The 10,953-nt window shown below is 73.9% G+C and carries 9 protein-coding genes; 4 read left to right on the top strand and 5 right to left on the bottom strand.

The features are described 5' to 3' along the window. Positions 1-106 precede the first annotated feature (106 nt). The 5 genes from C1I99_RS23410 to pcaF all read right to left on the bottom strand — a co-directional run bounded on the left by C1I99_RS23410 (position 107) and on the right by pcaF (position 6,483). The gene (locus tag C1I99_RS23410) at positions 107-1,471 is read right to left on the bottom strand and encodes a glutamine synthetase family protein (protein WP_111136364.1); all 1,365 of its coding nucleotides are present in this window, start codon (positions 1,469-1,471) and stop codon (positions 107-109) included. 76 nt (positions 1,472-1,547) lie between these two features. After that, positions 1,548-2,048, bottom strand: coding sequence for a DUF456 domain-containing protein (locus C1I99_RS23405; protein ID WP_111136363.1), 501 nt, complete (start codon positions 2,046-2,048; stop codon positions 1,548-1,550). 19 nt (positions 2,049-2,067) lie between these two features. Then, on the bottom strand, positions 2,068-4,230 hold the full coding sequence (locus C1I99_RS23400) for a putative bifunctional diguanylate cyclase/phosphodiesterase (RefSeq protein ID WP_111136365.1): 2,163 nt from the start codon (positions 4,228-4,230) through the stop codon (positions 2,068-2,070). A 4-nt stretch (positions 4,231-4,234) separates the two neighbouring features. Further along, complete coding sequence (locus C1I99_RS23395; RefSeq protein WP_111136362.1) at positions 4,235-5,053, bottom strand: SAM-dependent methyltransferase; 819 nt, start codon at positions 5,051-5,053, stop codon at positions 4,235-4,237. A gap of 224 nt (positions 5,054-5,277) precedes the next feature. Next, positions 5,278-6,483: a 3-oxoadipyl-CoA thiolase gene (pcaF, locus tag C1I99_RS23390; RefSeq protein WP_111136361.1), complete on the bottom strand. Its 1,206-nt coding sequence runs from the start codon at positions 6,481-6,483 to the stop codon at positions 5,278-5,280. A 106-nt stretch (positions 6,484-6,589) separates the two neighbouring features. Between pcaF and C1I99_RS23385 the strand changes: the two genes are divergently transcribed. The 4 genes from C1I99_RS23385 to C1I99_RS23370 all read left to right on the top strand — a co-directional run bounded on the left by C1I99_RS23385 (position 6,590) and on the right by C1I99_RS23370 (position 10,894). Continuing rightward, complete coding sequence (locus C1I99_RS23385) at positions 6,590-7,555, top strand: glutathione S-transferase family protein (protein WP_111136360.1); 966 nt, start codon at positions 6,590-6,592, stop codon at positions 7,553-7,555. After that, entirely contained in the window at positions 7,548-8,240 is a 693-nt protein-coding gene (locus C1I99_RS23380; RefSeq protein WP_111136359.1) for a DUF998 domain-containing protein, read from the top strand. The genes C1I99_RS23385 and C1I99_RS23380 overlap by 8 nt, the downstream gene beginning before the upstream one ends. Before the next feature lie 197 nt (positions 8,241-8,437). Further along, positions 8,438-9,739: a dicarboxylate/amino acid:cation symporter gene (locus C1I99_RS23375; protein ID WP_199562363.1), complete on the top strand. Its 1,302-nt coding sequence runs from the start codon at positions 8,438-8,440 to the stop codon at positions 9,737-9,739. 87 nt (positions 9,740-9,826) lie between these two features. After that, positions 9,827-10,894 carry an NADH:flavin oxidoreductase/NADH oxidase gene (locus tag C1I99_RS23370; protein ID WP_111136357.1) on the top strand — a complete coding sequence of 356 codons (1,068 nt, stop codon included), beginning with the start codon at positions 9,827-9,829 and terminating at the stop codon, positions 10,892-10,894. The last annotated feature ends 59 nt before the right edge of the window (positions 10,895-10,953 follow it).

Here is a 10,953-nt window from a genome sequence, read left to right as displayed (position 1 = left end):
GCCCCCGCCCCCTCCCCGTCGATCATGCAGTTGTGGTGCCCGACAAAGGCCCCGTACCACCACACGCCGCCCACCACAAGTCCATAATCGACGGGCCGGCCGGGGGTCAGAGGCGTTCGAAGCCACGGAAGAGCTCCCAGTCCGTCACGGCGGCGTCGAAGGCGGCGAGCTCCACCCTTGCCTGGTTGGCGTAGTGGGCGACGACCTCGGCACCGAAGGCGTCCTCGGCCAGCGCGGAGGACCCCCAGAGGGTGAGGGCGTCGCGCAGCGTGCCAGGCACGCGGTCGGCCGTCGCGTCGTCGTAGGCGTTGCCGGTGCACTCCTCGCCCAGCTCCAGCTCGCGCTCGATGCCGTGCACCGCGCCCGCGACCAGCGCCGCGATCGCCAGGTACGGATTCACGTCGGCGCCGGGCACCCGGTTTTCCACCCGCATGCCCTGCCCATGCCCGACCAGCCGTAGCGCGCAGGTGCGGTTGTCGGTGCCCCAGCGCAGCGCGGTCGGCGCGAACGACCCGGGCTGGTAGCGCTTGTAGGAGTTGATGTTCGGGGCGAAGAAGAGGCTGAACTCGCGCATCGTGGCGAGCAGCCCGGCCAGCACCCGCTGCCCGGTCACCGACAGGTGCGCCGGCCCGTCGCCGGGCAGCACCGAACGGCCGGCGGCGTCCCGCAGCGAGAAGTGGATGTGGCAGGAGTTGCCCTCCCGCGCGTTCGGCTTCGCCATGAAGGTGATCGACATGCCCTCCTGGGCGGCGATCTCCTTCGCCCCGTTCTTGTAGATGACATGGTGGTCGGCGCAGGCCACCGCCTCGTCGTAGCGGAAGGCGATCTCGTGCTGGCCGAGGTTGCACTCGCCCTTGGCGCTCTCCGGGGTCAGCCCGGCACCGGCCATCTCGGTGCGGATCCGGCGCAGCAGCGGCTCCACCCGTGCGGTGCCCAGCAGCGAGTAGTCCACGTTGTACTGGTTGGCCGGGGTGAGGTCGCGGTAGGCCCGCCGCCAGGCGTCCTCGTACGAGTCGCGGAACAGCACGAACTCCAACTCGGTGCCGGCGTACGCGGTGAGCCCGTGGGCGGCCAACCGGTCCAGCTGCCGGCGCAGGATCTGCCGCGGCGAGGCGACCACCGGGCCGGAGCCGTCCAGCCACTCCAGGTCGGCGAGGAGCATGGCCGTGCCCGGCTGCCAGGGCACCCGGCGCAGGGTGGCCAGGTCGGGCACCATGGCGAAGTCGCCGTAGCCGCGTTCCCAGCTCGACATCGCATACCCGTCGACGGTGTTCATGTCGACGTCGACGGCGAGCAGGTAGTTGCACCCCTCGCTGCCGTGCGCGACCACCTCGTCGAGGAAGTACGGGGCGTGAAACCGTTTGCCCTGCAACCGGCCCTGCATGTCGACCAACGCCAGCACCACGGTGTCGATCTCGCCGTTGGCGCTGGCGACCCGCAACTCTCCCAGGGAGAATGGGGTTCTGCTCATCAGCGGGCCTCCATCACCAAGGTCTACTGGCAAACCGGATCACCGTCAATGCCCCCGGCGTGGGCGGCGGCGCGGATCAGGCGAGGACCAGGCCCAGGACCCACACGGCGGCGACGAGCAGACCGGCGAGGAACTCGACCAGCATCGACAGGCCAGCCGCCGCCACCGCGTGCTTCGTGGCCGGCCACGCCAACCGGGAGTCGCCCAGCCGCAGCCGCTCCGCCGCCCACACCCCGCCGACGAAGCCCACCACCAGCCCGACCACCGGGACGACGAAGAAACCGACCAGGCCGAGCAGCCCGCCGGCGAGCAGGGACGAGGTGGGCACGCCGGTGCGCTTCAGGTTCCGCCCCGGCCAGGCGTACTTCACCACCGTCCCGCCGGCGGCCACCACGGTCGCCGCGGCCAGCACCAGCCAGCGCCCGCTTCCGGCGCCGCCGAAGATCGCCCAGACCAGCACCCCGCCCCAGCACAGCGGCAGTGCCGGCAGGCCGGGAAGCACCACGCCGGCGAGCCCGGCGAGGATGGCCAGCCCGGCCAGCACCGAGACCAGCGCCTGGGTGTCTGTCAGGCTCACGCCGCCCCACCGCGCCCGATCATGCCGCCGACCCGCGCAACCGGGCGGTGATCTCGGCGGCCGGCACCGGCGGGCCGAAGAACCGACCCTGCCCGGTGTCGCAGCGTAGCGCCCGCAGCCGCTCGACCTGGACCGGCGTCTCCACCGCCTCGGCGGTGACCCAGAGTTCCAGCGCGTGGGCCAGCCGGACCAGCGCGTCCACGATCCGCTCGTCCCGGTGGTCGACCGCCGCCTCGGGCCCGTCGCCGCGGATGCCCTCTACGAACGGCCCGGCCAACTTGACACAGTGGATCGGCAACCGGCGCAGGTACGCCAGGTTGGAGTACCCGGTGCCGAAATCGTCGATCGCCAGCCGTACGCCCAGCGCGGCCAGCCGGTGCAGCGACCGCAGCGGCTCCCCGGCGGTGCCCATCACCGCGCTCTCGGTCAGCTCCAGCTGCAACAGCTCAGCCGGGAGCCCGCAGGAGGCCAGCGCGTCGGCGACGGTGTCCACGATGGCCGGGTCGTCGGCCTGCCGGGCGGCCAGGTTGACGCTCACCACGAGCCGGGTCCCGGGGAACTCCCGCCGCCACGCCTCGGCGTCGCGGCACGCCTGCCGCAGCACCCACTCCCCCAACCGGACGATCAGGCCGGTCTCCTCCGCCAGCCCGATAAACCGGTCCGGGCCGATCAGCCCCAGCTCCGGATGCTGCCAGCGGACCAGCGCCTCGACCGCCAGCATCGAGCCCTCCAGCAGGGACACGATCGGCTGGTAGTGCAGCACGAACTCGCCCCGGTCCAGGGCCGCCGGCAGCCCGGCGACCAGTGCGGAGCGGGCGATGTCCCGGGCGCTGCGCTCCGGGTCGTAGACCGCCCACCGACCCCGGCCCTCCGCCTTGGCCCAGTAGAGGGTGGTGTCGGCGGCCTTCATCAGCTCCAGGGCGCTGGTCCCGCCGACCGGGCTATCGACGATGCCGATGCTGGCCGAGACGGCGAGCTGCTGGTCTGCGACGTGCACCGGGGCGGCGACCGCGGCCAGGGCGGCGTCGGCGACGGCCACCGCGTCGTCGAGCCCGTCGCCGTCGTCGACCAGGATGACGAACTCGTCGCCGCCCATCCGGGCGACCAGGTGCCCGCGGCCCGCGACGCACTCGGCCAGCCGCCGGGCGATCACGATCAGCAGTCGGTCCCCGAGGTCGTGGCCGAGGCTGTCGTTGATCGCCTTGAATCCGTCGAGGTCGAGGAAGCAGACCGCGACCCGGCGCCACGGATCGGCGGTGTCCAGGATCTGCCCGAGCGTGTCGAAGAACAGCGTCCGGTTGGGCAGGCCGGTGAGCGGGTCGTGCAGCGCCTGGAAGCGCAGTCGCTGCTGGAGTTCGTACCGCTCGGTGATGTCCTCGATCATCGCCACGGTGAACCGGGGCCGACCGTCGTCGTGCCGGATCAACGAGACGGCCAGATCCGTCCAGACGACGCTGCCGTCCTTGCGGTAGTAGCGCTTCTCCACCCGGGCCGAGTCGTGCTTGCCCTCGATCAGCTCCTGGTAGAGCTCCCACATGCCGGCCGCGTCGTCGGGGTGGAACAGCGCGGCGACGTTGAACTCCCGCAGCTCCTCGATGGAGTAGCCGAGCATGTCCGCGAACGGCTGGTTGACGTCGATGATCTGACCGTCGACGCCGGCGATACCGATCCCGATCGCCGCCCCGGTGAAGACCGCCCGGAACCGCGCCTCGCTGTCGCGCAGGGCCTGCTCGACGGCGTCCCGGGCCTGCCACGCCGAGCGGGCGATCCGCTCCTGCTGAGAGAAGGTGCGATCGCGCAGCGCCCGGGCGAACCCCTCGGCGAGCCCGCCCTGCAACGCGGCGACCCGCTCGGCCACCGCGCCCTGCTCGGCCACGGCGGGCAGTACCCGGGCGAGGAAGCCGTCGCCGAGCGACCGCACCGACCAGTCGAGCACCCGCGGCTCGGTCAGGTGTGCCTCGACCAGCGCCCGCCCGACCTCCTCCCCCGCTCGCGCGGAGAACGGCTCGGCGAGCAGGGCCTGGGCCAGCCGCACGGTGTGCGCGAGCAGCAGCCACTCGGTCTCCGCCGCGCTCAGCGGCACGAAGCCGAGCCGGCGCACCGCCCGGGCCCACTCGGCCGCGTACCCCTGGGCGCCCGCCCGGCTGAACGCGTCGCCGACAGGATCCGGGACGGCGGCCACCGGATCAGCCGGCGGGCTGGTCGTACCGGGCGACGCCGCCGAAGGCACCGAACCGCTCCGGGTTGGCGTCCACGTCGGACGGCGAGTCGGGGCGCCACAGCTCCATGTGCACCACGCCTGGCTCCAGGATCGTCCAGTCGCCGAAGTAACCGGTGATCTCGGCCCAGGAGCGCAGGGTGATCTCGGTGTCGGTACGCGCCGAGAGCCGCTGCGCGTCGAGCATCTCCTGCGGCTGGTCCTCGTACGTGGAGTGGGAGATCACCAGGTGGCTGCCCGGCGCGGCGGCGGCCCGCAGGGTGGCCAGGATGTCGCCGGGCCGGTCGGCGTCCGGGACGAAGTGCACCACCCCGGCGAGGAGGATGCCCAGCGGCCGGTCGAAGTCGAGCAGCCCCAGCTTGCGGGCCTCGGTGAGGATCCGCTCCGGGTCGCGCAGGTCGGCCTGGATGACCCCGGTCAGGTCGTTGCCGGCCAGCAGCTCCCGGCTGTGCGCCACCGCGACCGGGTCGATGTCCACGTAGACGACCCGGGCCTTCGGGTTGGCCGTCTGGGCGACCTCGTGCACGTTGCCCACGGTCGGGATGCCGGAGCCGATGTCGAGGAACTGGTCGATGCCGGCGTCGAGCAGCACCCGCACGGCCCGGCGCAAAAACTCCCGCCCGGCGCGCATGGTGGCCGCGAGGTTCGGGGTCATGCTGGCGATCTGCTCGGCGAGCTGCCGATCGATCTCGAAGTTGTGGGCACCGCCCAGGAAGTAGTCGTACACCCGGGCCGCGCTCGGCCGGGAGAGATCGATCTCGGCGGGAATTCCGTCCGGCATCTGCACTGCTGCACCCCAAGTTATCGCCGCGGTGCGGGAGGGATCCGGTGTCGAGGGCGCGTGCGGAGACGCGGCGGCCCACCGGCCGACCCGCGGGTCGTGTGCTCCGCACCACTCTAGGCCCCGAGGTCCACTAAGGGAGATCCCCGTCCCCCGGGTCGTCGGCCCGACCGGTGTCCGTCACGGACGGGAACCGGCCGGCAGACCCCGCGCGGCGGTCACGGGGCGGGTCAGGCGGGCGCCTCCAGCAGCAGCGAGATGCCCTGCCCGACGCCGACGCACATGGTGGCCAGCGCCCGCCGCCCGTCGCGGCGGCGCAGCTCCAGCGCGGCGGTCAGGGCGAGCCGGGCGCCGCTGGCGCCGAGCGGATGCCCCAGCGCGATCGCCCCGCCGTTGGGGTTGACGTGCTCGGCGTCCTCCGGCAGGCCCAGCTCGCGCAGCACCGCGACGGACTGCGCGGCGAACGCCTCGTTCAGCTCGATCACGTCGACCGCGTCGAGGCCGATGCCGTGCCGATCCAGCAGCTTGCGGGTGGCCGGCACCGGGCCGACGCCCATGATCCGGGGCGGTACGCCGGCCGCGGCGGCCCCGCTGATCCGGGCCAGCGGGGTGAGGCCGTGGCGGGCGACGGCCGCCTCGGAGGCGACCAGCAGCGCGACCGCGCCGTCGTTGACGCCGGAGGAGTTACCCGCGGTCACCGTGCCGCCCTCGCGGAACGGGGTGGGCAGCGCGGCGAGCTTCTCCAGCGACGTCTCCCGGGGGTGCTCGTCCACCTCGACCAGCCGGGTACCGGTGCGGCCCGCGGGCACGCTCACCGGCACGATCTCCTCGGCGAACCGGCCGTCGGCCTGCGCCTTGGCGGCCCGCTGCTGCGACCGGTACGCGAACTCGTCCTGCTCGGCGCGGCCGACGCCGTACTCGGCGGCGACGTTCTCCGCCGTCTCCGGCATCGAGTCGATGCCCCAGTGCTTCGCCATCCGCGGGTTGACCAGCCGCCAGCCGATGGTGGTGTCGTAGACCTCCGCCGCCCGGGAGTACGCCGTCGTGGCCTTCGGCAGCACGAACGGCGCGCGGCTCATGCTCTCCACCCCGCCGGCGACCACCAGGTCGGCCTCACCGGCCACGATCGACCGGGCCGCGGTGGCCAGGGCGTCCAGCCCGGAGCCGCAGAGCCGGTTGACCGTGCTGCCGGGCACCTGCTCGGGCAGGCCGGCGAGCAGCGCCGCCATCCGGGCCACGTTACGGTTGTCCTCGCCGGCCTGGTTGGCGCAGCCCAGGATCACGTCGTCGACCCGCGCCCAGTCCACCGCCGGGTGGCGGGCGGCCAGCTCGCGGATCACGTGCGCGGCCAGGTCGTCGGGGCGGACGCCGGCCAGCGCGCCGCCGTACCGGCCGATCGGGGTGCGGACACCGGCCACCAGGTATGCCACGGTCATCGCGAGTCCTTCGGGGGTGGGAAGGGCGAAGCGGGAACGTCCTCCGGGTCGCGGGGGACCCTCCGGCCGCCAGGATATCCAGGCCCGCAGCGGATAGGTTGTCGGCATGGCCCGGGCCCAGTTCAGCGCAGAGACCAGCGGCGGCGGAGAGTTCGTCCGCCAGCCCAACCGGTTCACCGACCGGGTCACCCCGCACTCGACGTCGCCGCCGGGCGGCGGGCCGGACGAGCAGGGCCGCTGGCCGCTGGAGGCCGGCCGCTACCGGCTGATCTGGTGCCGGGCCTGCCCGTGGGCGCACCGGGCCCGGATCGTGCGCAGCCTGCTCGGGCTGGAGGACGTGATCTCGTTGGGCACGGTCGACCCGATCCGGGACGAGCGGGGCTGGCGGTTCACCCTCGACCCGGACGGCTTCGACCCGGCGCTCGGCATCGGCTTCCTCTCCGAGGCGTACCTGGCCACCGACCCGGACTACACCGGGCGGGTGACCGTGCCGGCGCTGGTCGACACGCTCACCGGGCGGGTGGTCACCAACGACTATCCGCAGCTCACCCTCGACTTCTCCACCGAGTGGCGGCGGTTCCACGCGCCGGACGCGCCGGATCTCTACCCCGTGGAGCTGCGCCCGGAGATGGACGCGTTGATGGCGGAGATCCACCGTGACGTCAACAACGGCGTCTACCGGTGCGGCTTCGCCACCTCGCAGGCCGCGTACGAGGAGGCGTACCGGGCGCTCTTCGCCCGGCTCGACGCGCTGTCGGAGCGGCTGGCCGGGCGGCGCTACCTGATGGGCGACGCGATCACCGAGGCCGACGTGCGGCTGTTCACCACCCTGATCCGCTTCGACGTGGCGTACCACGGGCACTTCAAGTGCAACCGGCAGAAGCTGACCGAGATGCCGGTGCTCTGGGCGTACGCCCGGGATCTGTTCCAGACCCGGGGCTTCGGTGAGACGGTCGACTTCGACCACATCAAGCGGCACTACTACGCCACCCACACCGAGATCAACCCGACCGGCATCGTGCCGCTGGGCCCTGACACCTCCGGCTGGACCAGCCCGCACGGGCGTGCCTGAACCGCGCCGGGCCGGCCCGACCACGACCGTCACCCGGGCCGCCGCCGCGTCGGCCGCCGCCGGCTGCATCCTCGCCGGCGCGGTCGCCGTGACGGTCGCCGTGGTCGCCGGTCCGGGTCCGGGTCTGACCGGGTACGTCAGCGAGGCCGGCGTCGCCGACAGCGCGTACGCCCCGACGTACCGGATCGGGGTCTTCGCCCTGGCCGCGGCGTTACTGCTGCTCGCCGCGGCGCTGCCGGCGGCGCTGCGGGCCGCGGCGGCGCTGCTGGTGCTCGGCGGCCTCGCCACGGCGCTCTCCGGCGTGGTGACGTGCAGCTCCGGCTGCCCGCTGCCGCCGTTCGAACGGGCCACCGTGGCCGACCTGGTGCACGGCGGGGCGAGCGTCGCGGCGACCGCCGCGGTGGTCTTCGCGATGCTGGCCGTCGTCTGCTCCACCGGGGCCGACCGGCTGTTGCGGCGGCTCGCCGCCGGGGCGGCGGCGGTGGCGTTGCCGCTGGCCGGGGCGGTCGGGCTGGCCATGCTGACCGTCGGGCGGGGCAGCCTGGTCGGCGGCCTGGAGCGGCTGCTGCTCGCGGTGGCCGCGGCCTGGGGGCTGGCCACGGCCACCGCCCTCGGCCTCGCCCGCGGGGAGCGGCAGCCGGGGCCGGACCTGACGGGCCGGACTCCGGGGAAACGACCCCTGTAAGGATCGTCACGGCAACCGATCCTTCCACCGCCAGGGTGTCCGGCGTAGCCTCGGCAGGCGATGACCAACGTCTGGCACCTCACCGTGCGCCTGTATGTCGACCTCCGACTGCAGGCCAGCGGCATCTGTCCGGCGCAGCCTCTTTCCTGACGCTGCCCTGACCGACCCGGACCCTTGGACATCTCATGGCTTCCGCCCTGCGCAAGATCCCCTTTTCCGTGCAGATCCTGCTCGGCCTGGCACTCGGCGTGGCGCTCGGCTTCCTCGCCCGCGCCACCGACTCGAGCTGGCTGACCAGCACCCTCGACACCGTCGGCGGCCTCTTCGTCCAGCTGCTCAAGCTGGCCGTGCCGCCGCTGGTCTTCACCGCCATCGTGGTCAGCGTGGTCAGCCTGCGCGGTGTGGCCAACGCCGCCCGGCTGGCCCTGAAGACCCTGCTCTGGTTCGGCGCCACCGCCCTGATCGCGGTGAGCGTCGGCATCGGCATCGGCCTGCTCACCGACCCCGGTCGCGGCGTCACCCTGGACACCGCCGCCGCGACCGCCCCGCAGAAGACCGGCTCCTGGACCGACTTCCTCACCGGCCTCGTGCCGACCAACCCGGTGGGCGCGTTCGTCGAGGGCAACGTGCTCCAGATCGTTTTCCTGGCCCTGGTCGTCGGCGCCGCCGCGCTGCTGGTCGGCGAGGCCGCCGAACCGTTCGTGGCGCTCAACCGCTCGCTGCTGGAGATCGTCCAGAAGGCGCTGTGGTGGGTGATCCGGCTCGCCCCGATCGGCACCCTGGGCCTGATCGGCAACGCCGTCGCCTCGTACGGCTGGGACCTGCTGGCCCCGCTGGCGAAGTTCACCACCGCGGTCTACGTCGGCTGCGCGATCGTGCTGTTCGTGGTCTACCCGCTGCTGCTGGTGGCGGCCGGCCGGCTCAACCCGCTGCGCTTCTTCGCCGGCGCCTGGCCGGCGATCGAGCTGGCCTTCGTCTCCCGCTCCTCGGTCGGCACCATGCCGGTGACCCAGCGCTCGGTCGAGCGGCTCGGCGTGCCCCGCGAGTACGCCTCCTTCGCGGTGCCGTTCGGCGCGACCACGAAGATGGACGGCTGCGCGGCGGTCTACCCGGCCCTGGCGGCGATCTTCGTCGCGCAGGTCTTCGGGATGGACCTCGGCGTCACCGACTACCTGCTGATCGCGTTCGTCTCGGTGGTCGGCTCGGCGGCGACCGCCGGCCTGACCGGCGCGATCGTGATGCTCACCCTCACCCTGAGCACGCTGGGCCTGCCGCTGGCCGGCGCCGGCCTGCTGCTGGCCATCGACCCGATCCTGGACATGGTCCGCACCGCCACCAACGTGGCCGGGCAGGCGCTGGTGCCGACCCTGGTCGCCGCCCGGGAGGGCACCCTCGACCGGGCCGCATACGACTCGGCCGGGCGGCGGGATCCCCTCGCCCCCGCCGACGCCGACGTCCGGCCCGCCCGCTCCGACGAGCTGAGCCCGGTACCCGCCTGAACCGGCTGATGCCGGCCTGAACCCGCCGCGCCCGAGGAGAGTCCCGCACCGATGGGCCCTCCTCGGCGTTGCGAGAGGATGACCCCCATGAGTGCCCTGTTCACGCCGCTGGCCCTGCGCGCGGTGACGCTGCCCAACCGGATCGCCCTCGCGCCGATGTGCCAGTACACCGCCGGCCCCGACGGCCTGCCCACCGACTGGCACCTGGTGCACCTGGGCGCCCGGGCGGTCGGCGGCGCCGGCCTGGTGCTGACCGAGGCCACCGCGGTGGTGCCGGAGGGGCGGATCAGCCCCCAGGACACCGGGCTCTGGTCCGGCGCGCACGTCGACGCGTGGCGCCCGGTGACCGCGTTCGTCGCCGCGCACGGCACGGTGCCGGCGGTGCAGCTCGCGCACGCCGGCTTCAAGGCCTCGACGTACCGGCCGTGGGCGCCGCGGCGGGGCGGGGTGCCGGACGCCGACGGCGGCTGGCGCCCCGTCGGGCCGGGTACCGAGCCGTTCCTGCCCGACTACCGGGTGCCCGCCGCGCTGGACGCCACCGGGATCGCCGGGGTGTTGGAGGCGTTCGCGGCGGCGGCCGCCCGGGCGGTGGACGCCGGCTTCGCCGCCGTCGAGATCCACGCCGCGCACGGCTACCTGCTGCACGAGTTCCTCTCCCCGCTGACCAACCACCGGACCGACGACTGGGGCGGGGACCGGGCCGGGCGGATGCGGCTGGCCCTGGACGTGGCCCGGGCGGTACGCGGCGCCGTCGGCGAGCAGGTGCCCGTGCTGGCCCGGATCTCGGCCACCGACTGGCTGCCGGGCGGCTGGACCGTAGAGGACAGCGTGGTGCTGGCCGCGGAGCTGGCCGGAGCCGGCGTCGACCTGGTTGACTGCTCCTCCGGAGGCGCCTCGCCGTCGGCCACGGTGCCGGCCGGCCCGGGCTACCAGGTGCCGCTGGCCGCCCGGGTGCGCCGCGAGGCCGGCGTGGCCACCGGCGCGGTCGGGCTGATCGTCGAGGCTGAGCAGGCCGAGCAGATCATCGCCGACGGCGAGGCCGACCTGGTGCTGCTCGGCCGGGAACTGCTGCGGGACCCGTACTGGCCGCACCGCGCCGCCGCCAAACTCGGCGCCACCCCCGCCTGGCCCGCCCAGTACCTCCGCGCCGCCTGACCGCCCCGGTCAACCGCGCGCCACCCCCGGTTGATCATGAGGTTAGCGGGGCGCTATGC

This window comes from Micromonospora deserti (assembly GCF_003236335.1).
Lineage (GTDB): Bacteria > Actinomycetota > Actinomycetes > Mycobacteriales > Micromonosporaceae > Micromonospora > Micromonospora deserti.
The sequence above is the reverse complement of the archived record's forward strand: the minus strand, read 5'-3'. Positions and strand labels throughout refer to the sequence as shown.

What these genes read in the sequence shown, in the direction of transcription:
- pcaF (WP_111136361.1), bottom strand. Translation starts at nt 6,483, where the DNA reads ATGACCGTGGCATACCTGGTGGCCGGTGTCCGCACCCCGATCGGCCGG.
- C1I99_RS23370 (WP_111136357.1), top strand. Translation starts at nt 9,827, where the DNA reads ATGAGTGCCCTGTTCACGCCGCTGGCCCTGCGCGCGGTGACGCTGCCC.
- C1I99_RS23385 (WP_111136360.1), top strand. Translation starts at nt 6,590, where the DNA reads ATGGCCCGGGCCCAGTTCAGCGCAGAGACCAGCGGCGGCGGAGAGTTC.
- C1I99_RS23410 (WP_111136364.1), bottom strand. Translation starts at nt 1,471, where the DNA reads ATGAGCAGAACCCCATTCTCCCTGGGAGAGTTGCGGGTCGCCAGCGCC.